General features: G+C 73.7%; 14 protein-coding genes. 8 read left to right on the top strand and 6 right to left on the bottom strand.

What is annotated here, in order from left to right:
* Positions 1 to 11: 11 nt before the first annotated feature.
* Positions 12 to 1178, bottom strand: coding sequence for a 5-(carboxyamino)imidazole ribonucleotide synthase (locus CPE01_RS04290; protein ID WP_146805399.1), 1167 nt, complete (start codon positions 1176 to 1178; stop codon positions 12 to 14).
* Positions 1179 to 1253: 75 nt separating this feature from the next.
* On the opposite strand from CPE01_RS04290, the gene CPE01_RS04285 reads away from it, so the two are divergent.
* The gene (locus CPE01_RS04285; protein WP_246783733.1) at positions 1254 to 1859 is read left to right on the top strand and encodes a GtrA family protein; all 606 of its coding nucleotides are present in this window, start codon (positions 1254 to 1256) and stop codon (positions 1857 to 1859) included.
* 3 nt (positions 1860 to 1862) lie between these two features.
* Here the strand turns inward: CPE01_RS04285 and manA are convergent, their stop codons facing one another.
* The 3 genes from manA to CPE01_RS04270 form a co-directional block, all read right to left on the bottom strand.
* Entirely contained in the window at positions 1863 to 3059 is a 1197-nt protein-coding gene (gene manA / locus CPE01_RS04280) for a mannose-6-phosphate isomerase, class I (protein WP_146805398.1), read from the bottom strand.
* A 77-nt stretch (positions 3060 to 3136) separates the two neighbouring features.
* Positions 3137 to 4462: a sensor histidine kinase gene (locus CPE01_RS04275; RefSeq protein WP_146805397.1), complete on the bottom strand. Its 1326-nt coding sequence runs from the start codon at positions 4460 to 4462 to the stop codon at positions 3137 to 3139.
* Between the two features lie 12 nt (positions 4463 to 4474).
* Positions 4475 to 5170, bottom strand: a complete 696-nt coding sequence (locus tag CPE01_RS04270) for a response regulator transcription factor (protein WP_146805396.1) — start codon at positions 5168 to 5170, stop codon at positions 4475 to 4477.
* Between the two features lie 173 nt (positions 5171 to 5343).
* On the opposite strand from CPE01_RS04270, the gene CPE01_RS04265 reads away from it, so the two are divergent.
* The 4 genes from CPE01_RS04265 (at position 5344) to CPE01_RS04250 (ending at position 11085) form a co-directional block, all read left to right on the top strand.
* Positions 5344 to 6726: a sensor histidine kinase gene (locus CPE01_RS04265; RefSeq protein WP_146805395.1), complete on the top strand. Its 1383-nt coding sequence runs from the start codon at positions 5344 to 5346 to the stop codon at positions 6724 to 6726.
* A gap of 85 nt (positions 6727 to 6811) precedes the next feature.
* On the top strand, positions 6812 to 7591 hold the full coding sequence (locus tag CPE01_RS04260) for a response regulator (protein ID WP_146805394.1): 780 nt from the start codon (positions 6812 to 6814) through the stop codon (positions 7589 to 7591).
* A 138-nt stretch (positions 7592 to 7729) separates the two neighbouring features.
* The gene (locus CPE01_RS04255; RefSeq protein ID WP_443092625.1) at positions 7730 to 8536 is read left to right on the top strand and encodes an ABC transporter ATP-binding protein; all 807 of its coding nucleotides are present in this window, start codon (positions 7730 to 7732) and stop codon (positions 8534 to 8536) included.
* On the top strand, positions 8536 to 11085 hold the full coding sequence (locus CPE01_RS04250; RefSeq protein WP_146805393.1) for an FtsX-like permease family protein: 2550 nt from the start codon (positions 8536 to 8538) through the stop codon (positions 11083 to 11085). The genes CPE01_RS04255 and CPE01_RS04250 overlap by 1 nt, the downstream gene beginning before the upstream one ends.
* A 22-nt stretch (positions 11086 to 11107) precedes the next feature.
* Here CPE01_RS04250 and CPE01_RS04245 read toward each other — a convergent pair whose 3' ends face one another.
* On the bottom strand, positions 11108 to 11566 hold the full coding sequence (locus CPE01_RS04245; RefSeq protein ID WP_246783732.1) for a hypothetical protein: 459 nt from the start codon (positions 11564 to 11566) through the stop codon (positions 11108 to 11110).
* A gap of 404 nt (positions 11567 to 11970) precedes the next feature.
* Here CPE01_RS04245 and CPE01_RS04240 point away from each other — a divergent pair, with 404 nt between their 5' ends.
* Positions 11971 to 12219 carry a WhiB family transcriptional regulator gene (locus tag CPE01_RS04240; RefSeq protein ID WP_013883096.1) on the top strand — a complete coding sequence of 83 codons (249 nt, stop codon included), beginning with the start codon at positions 11971 to 11973 and terminating at the stop codon, positions 12217 to 12219.
* A gap of 144 nt (positions 12220 to 12363) precedes the next feature.
* On the opposite strand, the gene CPE01_RS04235 is transcribed toward CPE01_RS04240, so the two are convergent.
* Positions 12364 to 13848: a sensor histidine kinase gene (locus CPE01_RS04235; RefSeq protein WP_146805392.1), complete on the bottom strand. Its 1485-nt coding sequence runs from the start codon at positions 13846 to 13848 to the stop codon at positions 12364 to 12366.
* A 69-nt stretch (positions 13849 to 13917) separates the two neighbouring features.
* Between CPE01_RS04235 and CPE01_RS04230 the strand changes: the two genes are divergently transcribed.
* Positions 13918 to 14466, top strand: a complete 549-nt coding sequence (locus CPE01_RS04230) for a DUF2505 domain-containing protein (protein ID WP_146805391.1) — start codon at positions 13918 to 13920, stop codon at positions 14464 to 14466.
* Between the two features lie 395 nt (positions 14467 to 14861).
* Positions 14862 to 16190, top strand: a complete 1329-nt coding sequence (locus tag CPE01_RS04225; RefSeq protein WP_146805390.1) for an ABC transporter substrate-binding protein — start codon at positions 14862 to 14864, stop codon at positions 16188 to 16190.
* Positions 16191 to 16276: the final 86 nt, after the last annotated feature.

Genomic DNA, 16276 nt, shown 5'->3' with positions numbered 1-16276 from the left:
GTCGTCGCGCGTCAGAGTGTCTCACCGCGCAGCAGCGCCGCCGCGGCGAGCGCGCGGGCGCGCACCTCGTCGAGGTCGTCGCCGCTGACGTTGACGTGACCGAGCTTGCGGCCCGGCCGCACGTCCTTGCCGTAGAGCTGCACCTTGGCGCCGGGGTCGAGCGCGGCGACGAGCGGGAGCGCGGCGGTCAGGTCGGGCAGCGTGCTGCCGAGCACGTTCGCCATCACGGTCCACCGCGCGCGGGGCGCCGGGTCGCCGAGCGGCAGGTCCAGCACGGCACGCAGGTGCTGCTCGAACTGGCTCGTGACCGAACCGTCGATGGTCCAGTGACCCGAGTTGTGCGGGCGCATGGCGAGCTCGTTGACGAGCACGCGGGGCGCCTCACCGGGACCGCCCGGCACCTCGAACAGCTCGACGGCCAGCACGCCGACGACGCCGAGGCCCTCGGCCACGCGCACCGCGACGTCGAGCGCCTCGTCGCGCGTCGCGTCCGCGAGGTCCGGCGCGGGGGCGACGACCTCCGCGCACACGCCGTCGCGCTGCACCGACTCGACGACGGGCCACGTGCGCACCTCGCCCGAGGGGCGGCGCGCGACGAGCACCGCGAGCTCACGCGTGTACGGCACCTTCTCCTCGACGAGCACCGGGACGCCGTCCGGCAGCGCCGCGGCGGCGAGCCAGTCGTCGGCCTCGTCGGACGACGAGACGACGCGCACACCCTTGCCGTCGTACCCACCCCGCGCGGTCTTGACCACGGCCGCACCGCCCGGCTGGTCCGCCAGGAACGCCGCGAGGTCCTCGCGGCTCGCCACGGGCGCCCAGCGCGGGCACGGGACGCCGAGCGCCGTGAGGCGGCGTCGCATGACGATCTTGTCCTGCGCGTGCACGAGCGCCGCGGCGTCGGGACGCACCGCGACCCCCGCGGCGACGAGCCGGTCCAGCAGCGCGTTCGGCACGTGCTCGTGCTCGAACGTCAGCGCGTCGGCGCCCTGCGCGAGCGCGGTGATCGCGGCCTCGTCGGACGCCTCGCCCACGGGGGCGTCCACGACGACCTGCGCGGCCGAGCCCGTGGGGCTCTCGACGAGCACCCGCAGGTGGATGCCGAGCGCGGTCGCCGCCGGCACCATCATGCGGGCGAGCTGTCCGCCGCCGACCACGGCGACCAGGGGTGCGTTCACGGGCGACCACCCTAACCGAGTAGGCCGGGACCTGGGTCGGCCCGTCCGACGGCGACGCGGGCTATCCTCACAAACGTGACGACCGCCGTGCTCACCCGCCTGCTGGGTCCCGACCACCGGGCCCGGCTCGCCGAGCTGGCGCGCTTCCTGTCGGTGGGAGGCGTCGCGTTCGTCGTCGACATGGGCCTGTTCAACCTCCTGCGGTTCGGCCCGGGCGAGCTGCTCGCCGAGAAGCCCATCACCGCCAAGGTGGTCTCGACCCTCGTCGCGACCCTCGTGTCGTGGGTCGGCAACCGGCTGTGGACGTTCTCGCAGCACCGCACGCAGCACCGCGGACGCGAGCTGCTGCTGTTCGTCGTCGTCAACGGGCTCGGGCTCGCGGTGGGCGCTGCTCCCCTGGCGTTCTCGCAGTACGTGCTGCACCTCGACGGCCCGGTGCCGGACAACGTCGCCAACCTGCTGGGCATCGCGCTCGGCACGGCCCTGCGGTACGTGGGCTACAAGCGCTGGGTGTTCACGGGTGACGTGGACGACGACGTGCCGTCGGCCGACGAGCGCGCGACCGCGGAGGCCGTCGTCGCTCTCGCGGTGCAGCCGGTCGTGCCGTTCGGCGCGGTGGTCGCGGCCGACGAGCTGTACGAGCAGCACCACCTCGAGCACGAGCCCGAGCCCCTCCCCTGACGGTCAGGGAACGCCCGCCTGCACGACGCGGCCGGCGCCGCGCGCCATGAGCAGACCCTCCGCGGCGGGGACGAACGCCGACTGGCCGGCCTCGAGCCGCAACGTGCCGTCGTGCTCGCCGCGCACCTGCACCGTGCCCTCGAGGCACAGCAGCACGCGCGGGCCGCGCCCGGGCAGCCGGACCTCGTCGGACTCGTCCTGCAGCTGCGTGACCGACAGCTCGAAGTCGTCGACGGGCGCGTAGAACACGTCGGTCGACGTGAACACGTGCTCGGGGGCGATCCGGATCGGCGGGGCGGCGACCGTGTCGAGGTTGTCGAGCAGCTCGGGCACGTCGACGTGCTTGGACGTCAGGCCCGCGCGCAGGACGTTGTCGGAGTTGGCCATGAGCTCGACCGCGAAGCCCTCGAGGTAGGCGTGCACCGCGCCCGCCGGGACGAACAGCACCTCCCCCGGCTGCAGCGTCACCGGGTTGAGCAGCACCGACGTCACCGCGCCCGGGTCGCCCGGGTACTGGGCGTGCAGGCGGATGACGGTCCGGTCGGTGCGCGGCGAGGGCGAGCCCGCGTCGAGGCGGCGCTGGCACGCGTGCGCGAGCGCGGCGACCTCGTCGGGGTGCGGCCGGGTGGCCGGGGCGAGCAGCCACTCGAAGGCCGCACGCACACCCCCGGGCGACGGGTCGCGCGTCAGGAGCTTGTGCAGCTGCTCCGCGAGCGAGGACTCGAGCCCGACGAGGAGCTCGGCCGCACGCCGCGGCGCCCGGAACCCGACCATCGCGTCGAGCTGCGACAGCGCGAACACGAGCTCGGGCTTGTGGTTGACGTCGCGGTAGCTGCGCTCGGGGGCGTCGATCGGCACCCCGGCGCGGTCCTCACGCTCGAACCCGACGCGCGCACGTTCCCGCGACGGGTGCACCTGCAGCGAGACCGGGGACGCCGCCGCGATGAGCTTGAGCAGGTACGGCAGCTCGCGGCCGAACCGCGCGACCACGTCGTCGCCGAGCACCGCGTGCGGGTCGGCGCTCACGAGCGCGTCGAGCGTCGGCGCGCTCGCCCCGACGAGCCGAGCCGGCGCCAGGGGGTGCGCACCGAACCACGCCTCGGCGACCGGCCGGTCATCGGCCGCGAACCCGAGCAACGCCGGGATCGCGTGCGTCGATCCCCAGACGTAGTGCTGGAGAGCGGGTTCGAGGCGGTACATGCACGTCCTTCCGGGCTCGTCGCGAGCGCTTACAGTACCCAAACCCGCCCCCGCTCCGGGGCGCTCCGAGGTGGCCCTCAGCGGCGCCGACGATCGGGGCGCGACGAGACGACCGCGCCCAGAGGGAGCACCACGTCGGGCCGCAGGGACGCGGGCACACCCGAGAGGAACAGCGCGAAGACCGCCGGCCTGCGCTGCGCGAGCTCGAGCCGGCCGCCGTCGGCGGACGCCAGGTCGCGCGCGAGCGCGAGGCCCAGCCCCGTGCCCTTGCCCGAGGTCACGTCGCGCTCGAAGATCCGCCCGGCGAGCTCGTCGGGCACGCCGTCACCCTCGTCGGCCACCTCGACGACGACCGTGCCGGACGGCCCGCCCGACCGCGAGCGGACCGTCGTCGTGCCCGCGCCGTGCCGCAGCGAGTTCTCGATGAGCGTCGCGAGCACCTGCGCGAGCGCGCCGGGCGTCGCGAGCACCTGCGTGGCCCGGTCGACCTCGACGACGAGCCGGCGGCCCACCGCCTCGAACGTGGCCGCCCACTCCTCCTCCTGCTGGTGCACGACCTCGAGGAGCTGCACGGCCTCGGTCGTGCCGCCCTGCGCGCGGCGAGAGGACATGAGCAGGTCGTCGACCACGCGGACGAGGCGCTCGACCTGCTCGAGGCTGATCCGCGCCTCCTCCCGGACCTGCGGGTCGTCCGAGGCGAGCATGATCTCCTCGAGCCGCATCGACAGCGCGGTCAGCGGCGTGCGCAGCTGGTGCGAGGCGTCCGAGGCGAACTTGCGCTCGGCCGCGAGCCGCCCGGCCATGCGGTCGGCGCTGCGCGCGAGCTCGGACGCCACGAGGTCGATCTCCTCGACGCCGGACGGCTCGAGCTGCGGCCGCACCTGCCCCGACCCGAGCTGCTCGGCCGACGCCGCGAGGTACACGAGCGGCGCCGCGAGCCGGTTCGCCTGCCAGATGGCCATGGCGATCCCGGCCGCGAAGGCGACGACCGCCGCGATCACGACGAGCGCGATCACGCGCGCGCTGAGCCAGAACACCTCCCACCAGGAGACGTACAGCACGACCATCGCGCCCTGGTCGGAGACCGCCTCGACCGACTGGCTGCGCCCCTCGACGCGGGTGCCCGCCTGGTACACCGTGCCGTCGGGCGCGTGCACGACGACGGAGGCGGGAACCTCGCCGTCGCTGCCGTCGGCGAACGGCTCGAACATCTGGTCGTTGAGCTCGATCCCGAGCCCGATCCGGAAGTCCACCGCACGGGCCGCGGACTGGGCCCGGGTCTCGAGCCGCTGCAGCTCGTTCTCGCGCACGAGCTGTGCCCCGAGGAAGGCCAGCGGGAAGCCGAGCAGGACCACCGCGACGGTGACCGCCGCGATCGTCGCCTGCAGGACGCGACGACGCACGCGCCGTCGGTCCTAGATCCCGGCGGGCACGGGGCCGGTCTCGAACCGGAAGCCCATGCCGCGCACCGTGGAGATGTAGCGCGGGGCGTTCGCGTCGTCGCCGAGCTTGCGGCGCAGCCACGACACGTGCATGTCGAGCGTCTTGGTCGAGCCGGTGGGGTCGGAGTCCCACACCTCACGCATGAGCGTCTCGCGCGCGACGACGTTGCCGGCCGACGCGACGAGCACGCGCAGCAGGTCGAACTCCTTCGCGGTCAGGTGCAGCTCGCGCTCGCCCTGGAACGCGCGGTGCGCCGCGACGTCGACGCGCACGTTCTGCGCGTGCAGCTCGTCCTCGTCGCCGGCCTCGACCGCGGTGCGGCGCAGCAGCGCCCGGACGCGCGCGAGCAGCTCGGCGAGCCGGAACGGCTTGGTGACGTAGTCGTCGGCGCCCGCGTCGAGGCCGACGACCAGGTCGACCTCGTCCGCACGCGCCGTGAGCACCAGCACCGGCGTGGTCAGGCCCTGGTTGCGGATCGCGCGCGCGACGTCGAGGCCGTCCATGTCCGGCAGGCCCAGGTCGAGCACGACGAGATCGGCCGTGGCCGCCCCGTCGATCGCCCCTTGACCGGTACCTTGCACGCTCACGTCATAGCCTTCACGTCCGAGCGCCCGCGCCAAAGGCTCGGCAATAGCGGGATCGTCTTCCGCCAGAAGCACCTGGGTCATTCGCCCATGCTAGGTCACGCTCTGGTATCCGCCGCCAGGACTCGCGACCCACGCACCGTGTGAGGTTCGTCGGTGCGCACGTGTCCGCTGCGCACCCTCAGTCGCACGCGCGGCACTCCCGGGTCCGACCGCAGGCGCACGACGGGGCCGCGGCGCCGCCCTAGGCTCGCGGGGTGAGCATCTGGGACCGCCTGCTGCGCTGGGAGGACGCGCACCGGTTCGCGGTGGACGCGACCGGGGCGATCCTGCTCTTCTTCCTGCTCGGCCCGCTGACGATGGCCGGCTCGGGCCTGCCGATGTCCGGCGACGCGCTGCTGCTCTGGGCGCTCCTGCTCATCGGGCCCCTCGCGTGGCGTCGCGTGCGACCCACCGCGTCCGCGGCCGCCGTCTACCTGGTCGCGCTCGCCCAGCTCATCACCGTGCCCGGCATCCTGCCCGCCGACCTCGCCGTGCTCGTCGCGCTGTACTCCGTCACCGTGCACGGCCCGCGCTGGGCGTACCGCGCGGCGATCAGCGGGGCGCTCCTGAGCAGCGTCCTGCTGCCGCTGCAGCTCGTCGCCGACTACTACGCGCCCGCGGTCGTCGTCATCTGCATGCTGGTCGCGACGAGCTCGTTGACCGTGTTCGCGTTCGGGCTCGTGCGCCGCTCGCGGCGCGAGACGCTCGAGGCGCTCGTCGACCGCGCGGAGCGGCTCGAGAAGGAGCGCGACCAGCAGGCGCAGATCGCCACGTCCGCCGAGCGCGCACGCATCGCACGCGAGATGCACGACATCGTCGCGCACTCGCTGTCCGTCGTGATCGCCCAGGCCGACGGCGGGCGCTACGCCGCGCAGGTCGACCCCCGGGCCGCGACACGGGCGCTCGAGACGATCGCCGAGACGGGCCGCGCCGCGCTGACCGACATGCGCCGGCTGCTGGGGGTGCTGCGCAGCGACGACGGCAGGCTCCGGGCGACCGCCGACGGGCCGGGTGTGCTGCCCGACGCGAGCCCCGCGCAGACCACCCCCCAACCCGGCGAGGCCGACATCAACCGGCTGGTCGAGCAGGTGCGGCTCAGCGGTGCGCACGTGTCGCTCGTCCGCATGGGCGAGCCGCACCCGCTGCCCCCGGGCGTCGGGCTGGCGGTCTACCGGATCACGCAGGAGGCGCTCACCAACGTGCTCAAGCACGCGGGCCCGTCGCCGCGGGTGACGGTCGTCGTGCAGTGGTTGCGCGACGCGATCGAGCTCGACGTCGCCGACGACGGGCGCGGCGCGTCCGCCGACTCCGACGGGCTGGGCCAGGGCCTGCGCGGCATGCAGGAACGCGCGGCGATGTTCGGCGGCGAGGTCACCGCGGGTCCGCGCAAGGGCGGCGGCTTCCGCGTGCACGCCCGCCTGCCGTTCCCCCGCCGAGGCGTGCCCGGCTCCGCCGTCCCGGGCTTCGGGACGTCGCGCTCCGACGCCCCGGCCACGACCGCGGGCGCCACTGCCGCCCCTGATGCTCCCGCACCCCCGGACGACGTCCCGCGTGCGGCCGCGGCCCCCACGACGGCGACGAAGGGTCCGCGCGTGTGACGGCACCCCCGCGCGCCGACGAGACTGTCCCCGCCACGGGCGCGCCGCGCGCGACCACCCCCGACCCGCAGCAGGAGAACGACCGATGACCGACCAGCCGAACGGCACCACGACGCCCGGCGCCACGACGACCGGCGCCGCGACGCCCGCCGACGGCGTCGTGCGCGTCGCGCTGGTCGACGACCAGCAGCTCGTGCGCGCCGGGTTCCGCATGGTCATCGACTCGCAGCCCGACCTCGAGGTCGTGCTCGAGGCCGGGGACGGCGCCCAGGCGGTGCGCGCGCTGGACCCGGGCGCGGCGACGGCGCTCGGCCGCGTCGACGTCGTCCTCATGGACGTGCGCATGCCGACGATGGACGGCCTCGAGGCGACCGCGCAGATCGTCGCGCGCGGCACGTCCGAGCACCCCGCCCCGCGCGTGATCGTGCTGACGACGTTCGACCTCGACGAGTACGTGCTCGCCGCGATCCGGGCGGGGGCCAGCGGGTTCCTGCTCAAGGACGCCCCGCCCGAGGAGATGCTCGCGGCGATCCGCACGGTCCACCACGGCGACGCGGTCATCGCGCCCTCGTCGACGCGCCGCCTGATCGAGCACCTGGTCACCGCGCTGCCCGAGCCCGCGACCGAGGACGGCCAGCCGAACGCGGCGCAGGTGATGGTCGCCGAGCTCACCGAGCGGGAGCGCGAGGTCCTGCTGCTCATGGCACGCGGCCGCTCGAACACCGAGATCGGCCGCGACCTGTTCGTCGCCGAGGCGACGGTCAAGACGCACGTCGGCCGGATCCTGGCCAAGCTCGGCGCGCGTGACCGCGTCCAGGCCGTGGTGACCGCGTACGAGGCCGGTCTGGTGCGTCCCGGCTGCTGACGCCACCACGGGGGTAGCGGCAGGTCATCCCGCGGGATGACGCAGGTCGCGCACGTCGAGACCGGGGGGCGACGAGCCCGCGTCCGGCTCGTTCCTAGCCTGGTCACGTACCGATCCCGACACCACCCGAGGAGCACCGTGTCTTCTTCCACGCCCGCAGCCGTTCCCGTGCCCGGCACGCCCGGAGCGGTCCCCGCCTCGTCGGCGCGCGGCCTGACCAAGACCTATGGGTCGGGGGCCGCCGCGGTGCGTGCGCTCGACGGTGTCGACGTCGACTTCGCGGCCGGCGCGTTCACGGCGATCATGGGGCCGTCGGGCTCCGGCAAGTCGACGCTCATGCACCTGCTCGCCGGGCTCGACCTGGCGACGTCCGGGTCCGTGCGCCTGGGTGAGACCGAGCTGACGTCGCTCGACGACGACGCCCTCACGCACCTGCGTCGTGACCGGATCGGGTTCGTCTTCCAGTCCTTCAACCTGCTGCCGATGTTCACCGCCGAGCAGAACATCACGCTGCCGCTCGAGCTGGCCGGCGCACGCGTCGACCGCGAGTGGCTCGACCTGCTGACTGCGACGCTCGGCCTGGCGGGACGCCTGACGCACCGCCCGAGCGAGCTGTCCGGCGGTCAGCAGCAGCGTGTCGCGATCGCGCGGGCGCTCATCACGCGCCCCGACGTCGTGTTCGCCGACGAGCCCACGGGGAACCTCGACTCGCGCTCGGGCGCCGAGGTGCTCTCGTTCCTGCGCCGCTCGGTCCGGGAGCTGGGTCGCACGGTCATCATGGTCACCCACGACCCGACGGCCGCCGCCTACGCCGACCGCGTGGTGCTGCTCGCCGACGGCCGGATCGCCGGCGACATCGCCGAGCCCACGCCCGAGTCCGTGCTCGCGGGCCTCGAGGCCCTGCGCACGCTCGAGGCGCCGATCGCCGACGGGGTGAGCGCCTGATGCTCCGCCTCACCCTCGCCCAGATGCGCCGCAGCCTGGGCCGACTCACCGCGGCCGCGATCGCGATCGCGATCGGCACCGCGTTCGTCGCGGCGACGCTGCTCACGGGCGGCGTCATCAAGCGTGCGAGCTACGACTCGGTGACCGCGAGCTTCGCCCAGGCGGACCTCGTGGTCGACGGCGACGTCATCGGGCTGCTCGACGAGATCGCCGACGTGCCCGGCGTCCAGGCGGTCGACCCCGTGCTCGTCGGCGGTACCGAGATCCGCAAGGGCGCCTCGCGGTCCTGGCAGATCATGCTGCCGGTCGCGTCCGAACCCGCGCTGTCCTCGCTCACGGTCGTCGAGGGGCGCGAGCCGCAGGAGGACGACGAGATCGCCCTTCCCCGCTCGGTCGCGAAGCGACTGGACGTCCAGGTCGGCGGCACCGTGGAGGTCTCGTGGACCACGTGGCCCGAGAACGCCGACCCCGAGTACCACACGACCGACGCGACGGTGTCGGGGTTCACGACCGACCCGGGCGGGGCCTGGACCGGTTTCGGCGGCGCCACGCTCGCGACCCGGGACTCGATGCTCACCTGGACGAACCTCGACCCGGAGGCGGCCGGCGCCGACGGCGCGCTGATCAGTGCGCCGAAGAACACCCCGGCGGTGCACGAGGCCGTCCGCACGATGCTCGGGGCGGCGACAGCGGACCGGGAGGACGCCGAGCCGGTCGAGGTGCTCACGCGCGACCAGGCCGCCGAGGCGCAGATCGAGGAGACCGGCGACGGCAACAACTTCGTCGTCGCGGCGATCCTCGGCTTCGCGGCGGTCGCCCTGATCGTGGCCGCGCTCGTCATCTCCAACACGTTCCAGGTCCTCGTCGCGCAGCGGGCCCGCACGCTCGCGCTGCTGCGCTGCGTCGGTGCCGTGCGCGGTCAGCTGCGCCGCTCGGTGCTGCTCGAGGCCGCGATCCTCGGTGTGGGCGCGTCGGTCCTCGGTGTGCTGCTCGGGACGGGCGTCGCGCAGGGGGCGCTGTCCGTGCTGGGCCGCATGCAGGACGACATGCCGCTGCCGGCGTTCGTCCAGCTGACGCCGTCGGTCGTGCTCGTGCCGGTGCTCGTCGGCGTGGTCGTCACGGTGCTCGCGGCGCTCGTCCCGGCGCGTGCGGCGACGCAGGTCAGCCCGATCGCCGCGCTGCGACCGATCGACGCACCCGACGTCGCCTCGCGCGCCGGCAAGCTGCGGCTGGGCTTCTCGCTCCTGCTCTTCGTCGGCGGGACGGCCGTGCTCGCGATGGCGCTCGTGGGCGCCCACGCGCGGCCCTCGGAGGCGCTGACCTGGCTGGGGCTGGGCATCCTCGGTGGCAGCGTGTCGTTCGTCGGTGTCCTGGTCGGCGCAGTCTTCTGGGTCCCGCTCATGGTCGCGCTCGTCGGCCGCCTCCTCGGCAAGGCCGGCCCGGCCGCGCGCCTGGCCTCGGCCAACACCGTGCGCAACCCGCGCCGGACGGCGGCGACGAGCACCGCGCTGCTGATCGGCGTGACCCTGGTCGCGCTCATGTCGACGGGCGCGGCCAGCGCACGCGAGTCGCTCGCCGCCGAGCTCGACGCCCACTACCACGTCGACATCGAGATCAGGAGCGCGTCGGAGGGCGTCGAGCCGCTGTCCGCGGACGTCGCGCGGACCGTCGCGGGCGTCAACGGCATCGAGAGCGCCGTCGACGTGCCGAGCGCCGAGGTGTCGTTGGGTGACCAGTGGTACACCGCACGTGCGCTGACCCCCGAGGTCGAGGCGGTGCTCCGCGACGGCCGGATCGCCGCGGCGGCGGGCGACGACCGCATCGTCGTGGCCGCCGACGTGTGGGACGCGAGCCAGCCGGTCACTCGGATCGACCCGTTCACCGGGCAGCCCATGGACGTCGGCGAGCCCCGCGTCCTCGACCCGGTCGTCGTGGACAGCGGTCGCGAGAGCACCGCGTACCTGACCCCCGCGACGTTCGACGCGATCGTCGGCGACGACACCCCGACGACGACGGTCTGGGCGCGCATCGCGTCCGACGCCGACGCGGTCGCGGTGGTCGAGGCGGTCCGCAACGAGCTGGCCGACGAGTCGGTCGCGATCGAGTCGCCGATCTCGCTGCGCACGCAGTACGAGCAGCTCATCGACACGCTGCTGGCGATCGTCGTGGGCCTGCTGGCCGTCGCGGTCGTGATCGCGCTCGTCGGTGTGGCGAACACGCTGTCGCTGTCCGTGATCGAGCGGCGCCGCGAGTCGGCGACGCTGCGCGCGATCGGGCTCACCAAGCGGCGGCTGCGGCTGTCGCTGGCGGCCGAGGGCATGCTCATCTCGGGCGTCGGCGGCGTGCTCGGCGTGGTGCTCGGGGTGCTGTACGGGTGGGCCGGCTCGGCGATCGCGTTCGGCGCGATGGGTGAGCCGCGCCTCGCGGTGGACTGGGCGGACGTGGCGGTGATCGTCGCGGTCGCGCTCGGCGCCGGCCTGCTGGCCTCGGTCCTGCCGGCTCGCTCGGCCGTGCGGACCTCACCCGTGGCGGCGCTCGCGGTCGACTGACCGCGCACCGCGCGAGGGGCGTTCAGCGGCGCTTCGGAGTACCGGAGGGGGTACCCGGGGCGCCGCTGGCGTCCTCGCGCGGAGCCGTCGTCACGGCGACGACCGCGGGCAGGAGCAGACCGACGCCGACGACCGCCGCGGCGACGAGGACACCCCACGCCCACAGGCTCGACTCGACGCCGAGCCAGCCCACCGACAGCACGACGAGCATGATCTGCCACGTCATGACGGGCGAGCGCGCCCACCGGCGGCCGCGCCACAGCCCGCGCGCGGACGCCGCCAGCACGAGCGCGACGCCGAGCCCGAAGACGACGAGGAACACGGTCGCTGCGGGCCGGACGGACACCCCACGCACGAGGTCGACGGCCCAGGCGACCGCGAGGCCGACCGCGGCGGCGGCCTCGAGCAGCGTCAGGAGGCACACGACGACGAGCGCGGCCGGGCGGCTCGGGTGGGCGGAGGCGGGCGTCGGGGAGCTCACGCGCCGAGCCTACGGGGAGCCGGGCGCGCGCCCCGCGACGCGTCTCAGTCGTCCGGTCGGGCGGCTCGCCGGTGCCGACGCACACCCGCCCCCGCGTGGCGACACCGACACGCCGACGTGACCCATACCACGTCCGGACACGCCGTTCGACCACATCTCACTCGCCGTCGGCCCCCAGACCCGTCCGAATCGATCCGACCCGGGCGAAACACGCTCAGACCACTGTGACCAACGCCTCAGCCGTCATGAAGTCGAAACCATCTCGTAACCCCTTGTGCGAACGAAGATCGGGTGTGAGTCTTGATGCAGCAGGTCTTCCGCCCAGCCCCCCAACGCATCGTGCATGACGTCACGCGCGCCCTCACCCGGGTGCGGTCGTCGTCGTGCGCCCAAGGAGAGTTCACATGGATTGGCGCCACCGCGCAGCGTGTCTCGACGAGGACCCCGAGCTGTTCTTCCCGATCGGCAACACGGGTCCTGCCCTCCTCCAGATCGAGGAGGCCAAGGCTGTCTGCCGTCGTTGCGACGTCGTCGACACGTGCCTCAAGTGGGCGATCGAGACCGGTCAGGACGCCGGCGTGTGGGGTGGCCTGTCCGAGGACGAGCGTCGCGCGCTCAAGCGCCGCACCGCGCGTCAGCGCCGCGCCGGCTGACCAGCCGCGCACCACAGCTTTCCGAAGGGGTCGGCCGTCTGGCCGGCCCCTTCGTCGTCCCACCCTCGTGGGCCTCGTCGTCCCACGCCCGCGGGCCGCACGCGCGTCGTCCCCGACGGCGTGCGCGTCAGCCGACGTGGGCGGTCAGCCGACCTGGGCGGCGTCGCGTGACGTGCGCAGCTGGACCCGCACGACGACCGCCGTGCCGCCCTCGGGCCGTGCCCGCCACTCGATGCCTCCGCGCAGCTCGTTGGTGACGAGCGTCTGGACGATCTGCGTGCCGAGCCCCGAACCCGCGCCGCGGCCCTCGGGGATACCCGAGCCGTCGTCGGCCACCGTGACGGTGAGGTCGTCGTCCTCGCGCTCGACGAACACCTCGACGCGCCCCGACTCGCGCCCCTCGAACCCGTGCTCGACCGCGTTCGTCACGAGCTCGGTCAGCACGAGCGCGAGCGCCGTGGCGTCCTCCGCCCGGACCGAGCCGAACGTGCCCGACACGGTCGTGCGGACGTGCGCACCGGCCGAGGCCGCGTCCGCCGCGAGCCGCAGGCTGCGCCCGACGAGGTCGTCGAACGGGACGCTCTCGTCGATCGTCTGCGACAGCGAGTCGTGCACGAGCGCGATCGTCGCGACGCGTCGCATGGCCTCGGTGAGCGCGTCGCGCGCCTCGGGCGAGGTCATGCGCCGCGACTGCAGCCGCAGCAGTGCGGCGACGGTCTGCAAGTTGTTCTTCACGCGGTGGTGGATCTCGCGGATCGTGGCGTCCTTGGTGATGAGCTCGCGCTCGCGGCGCCGCAGCTCGGACACGTCGCGGCACAGCAGCACCGCGCCGATGCGCTGGCCCTCGTCCGTCAGCGGCACCGCGCGCAGCGAGAGCGCCACTCCCCCGACCTCGACGTCGGTCCGCCACGGCGCGCGCCCCATGAGCACGAGCGGCATCGACTCGTCGACGGTCGCGCGCTGCTCCGGGATGAGGTCGGCGGTCACCTCGACCAGCGACCGGCCGACGAGGTCCCCGAGCGCTCCGAGGCGGTGGAAGCACGACAGCGCGTTGGGGCTCGCGTACAGGACCTCGCCCTCGGAGTTGAGGCGCACCAGCCCGTCGCCGACACGCGGCGCGCCGCGGCGCGGGCCGGTGGGCGCGTCAGCCGCCGGGAAGTCGCCCGACGCGATCATCCCGAAGATGTCGTCGGCCGCCTCGACGTAGTTCAGCTCGAGCCGGCTCGGCGTGCGCGCGCCGCCGAGGTTCGTCTGCCGGGCGATCACGGCGATCGGACGACCGTCCCGCACGACGGGGATCGCCTCCTCGCGCACCGCGTACGAGCCGAACCACCGGGGCTCGCGCGAGCGCAGCTGACGCCGCTCGTCGAGCGAGCGCTGCAGCTGCGGCCGCTGCCCCTCCGGCGCGCGCGAGCCCACCACGTCGTCGTAGTGCACGGTCGCCCCGGTCGAGGGCCGGCACTGCGCGATCGCGACGAAGTCGCCGTCGGTGGTCGGCAGCCACAGCACGAGGTCGGCGAAGGCGAGATCGGAGACGACCTGCCAGTCGCCGACGAGCAGGTGGAGCCACTCCAGGTCCGCCGGGGGCAAGGGGCCGTGACGCTCGACGAGCACGCTCAGGGTGGACACGCGCTCAGCCTACGGGCGCCACTAGGCTCGACCGCGCCGCGCGACGCGGCACCGAACGAGGGGGTCGCTGTGCACCTGTCGGAGATGCTCGTCCTGCCGACCGACCCGCGCACGGCCGCGCGGCTGCTCGCGGACCCGGGCTACGTGCGCGAGAAGGTCGAGGCCGCCGGAGCGACGTGCGAGCAGGTGGACGTCACGCACGACGACGCGCACGCGGACCCCGCGCCCGCGGGCGACGCGACACCGGGCGCCGGGGACGACGTGGGCGCCTTCACGGTGACCACCCGGCGCGCTCTGCCGACCGACCAGATCCCGGCGCAGGTCCGAGCGTTCGTCGGCAACCGCATCGAGGTGCGTCAGGTCGAGGCCTGGGAGGCACCGGACGACGAGGGGGCGCGCGTCGGGACGGTCGTCGTCGAGGTCGTCGGCGTCCCCGTGCGCCTCGCCGGGCGGGTCACGCTCGTCGCCCACGGCGCCGCGCGGACGGCCGTGCGGTACGACGGCGAGGTGCACGCCGCGATCCCGTTGTTCGGCGGCGCTGTCGAGGAGGCCACGGCGGCGGCGATCCGCGGGGCGCTCGCCGCGGAGGAGCAGGTCGCGCGGCATCGGTTCGCGTAGAGCGCCCTGGTCACACGCGTCACCGACGGCGTCCGACGTCAGGTCACCCGCGCGGGTGCACGTGGGGCCGTCGCGGGCTGGTCACGGAAGCGGTTCCACGCCGTAACGATTCGGTAACGTGGGAACCGTGGAAGTTGCCTCTGACCTGCGGTGATACTCCTGTGGGATCGCTACCACGACCTTTTCGGACCCGGACCTCCTTGACACCCCGCGGTCGCCCGACGACAGTGTCACCCAGCGCGTGGGAACGCTCCCGCACACTGCGGAGGGGAGCGCTTCCAAGCGGGGTCTCTCAGACCCACGCTGACGTGGTCCCGGCGGCGAAGAAGCCGGGGTCCGCGAAGGCGACAGGTGAGGTACGGCATGGCTGCCGTCCGACTGACAAGGGAGTCACAGTGCGCAAGACCACTCGAAAGTTCCTGGCCGTCACGGCCGGGGTCGCGAGCATCGCCCTCCTGGCGACCGCTTGCTCCGACGACAACGGCGGCAGCGGCACCCCGACGAGCGGCGAGACCAAGGGCGGCGACGACTCGACGCCGATCACGCTCACCGTCGCGACGTTCAACAACTTCGGCTACACGGACGAGCTGCTCGCCGAGTACTCGAAGGACCACCCCAACGTCACGGTCAAGCAGACGATCGCTGCCAAGTCCGAGGACGCTCGCACCAACCTGACGACGAAGCTCGCCGCCGGTGGCGCGGGTCTCGCGGACGTCGAGGCCATCGAGATCGACTGGCTGCCCGAGCTCGTGCAGTCGGGTGACAAGTTCCTCGACCTCAACTCGGCGGACGTCGAGGGTCGCTGGCCCGAGTTCAAGACGAAGCCGGCCACGACCGCCAGCGGCGCGCTCATCGGCTACGGCACCGACGTCGGCCCCGAGGCGATCTGCTACCGCCAGGACCTCTTCGAGGCTGCCGGCCTCGAGAGCACGCCTGAGGCGGTCGCGGAGCTGCTCGGTGGCGACGGCGCCACCTGGGAGAAGTACTTCGAGGTCGGCAAGCAGTTCGTCGACAAGTCGGACAGCGCCTGGTTCGACTCGGGCAACGCGATCTACCAGGGCATGGTGAACCAGCTCGAGACCGCGTACGAGAACACGGACGGCACGCCGATCGCGCTCCAGGACAACTCGGCCGTCAAGGGCCTGTTCGACACGGTCACGGGCGCGGACGTCCAGGAGCTGTCGGCGCACCTCGGCCAGTGGTCCGGTGACTGGGACGCCGCGTTCCAGAACAACGGCTTCGCGACCATGCTCTGCCCGTCCTGGATGACGGGTCCGATCGAGGAGCGCGCGGGCGGCGTCACCGGCTGGAACATCGCCAACGTGTTCCCCGGCGGCGGCGGCAACTGGGGCGGCTCGTACCTGACCGTCCCGGCGGCCGGCAAGAACGCCGAGGCTGCCAAGGAGCTCGCCGCGTGGCTGACCTCGCCCGAGATCCAGGTCAAGGCGTTCCTCAACGCGGGTAACTTCCCGAGCCAGACCGAGGCCTCGTCCGACCCGGCTCTGACCGCCGCGACGAACGACTTCTTCAACGACGCCCCGACCGGCAAGATCTTCGCCGACCGCTACGCGGCCATCACGGTCACGCCGTTCAAGGGCCCGAACTACTTCTCGATCCACACGACCGTGACTGACGCCATCACCAAGGTCGACGTCGACAAGTCGGCGGACCCGGCTGCTGCCTGGCAGGGTGCCCTCGACGCGTTCAACGCGCTGGGTCTGTGACCCCGGTCGGGTCAGGTGCTCCGGCGCCTGACCCGACCAGCCGAGTGGCCGACTGACAACCGGTCGGCCCCCGGATCCGAGCGGCG

The sequence above is a fragment of the Cellulomonas persica genome (genome assembly GCF_007989825.1).
GTDB lineage: Bacteria > Actinomycetota > Actinomycetes > Actinomycetales > Cellulomonadaceae > Cellulomonas > Cellulomonas persica.
Note: the sequence above shows the minus strand (reverse complement) of the source record. Positions and strands in the feature narration are given on the sequence as shown.

Coding starts and splice junctions, on each gene's coding strand:
- CPE01_RS04240 (WP_013883096.1), top strand. CDS start 11,971: ATGGATTGGCGCCACCGCGCAGCGTGTCTCGACGAGGACCCCGAGCTG.
- CPE01_RS04270 (WP_146805396.1), bottom strand. CDS start 5,170: ATGACCCAGGTGCTTCTGGCGGAAGACGATCCCGCTATTGCCGAGCCT.
- CPE01_RS04250 (WP_146805393.1), top strand. CDS start 8,536: ATGCTCCGCCTCACCCTCGCCCAGATGCGCCGCAGCCTGGGCCGACTC.
- manA (WP_146805398.1), bottom strand. CDS start 3,059: ATGTACCGCCTCGAACCCGCTCTCCAGCACTACGTCTGGGGATCGACG.
- CPE01_RS04260 (WP_146805394.1), top strand. CDS start 6,812: ATGACCGACCAGCCGAACGGCACCACGACGCCCGGCGCCACGACGACC.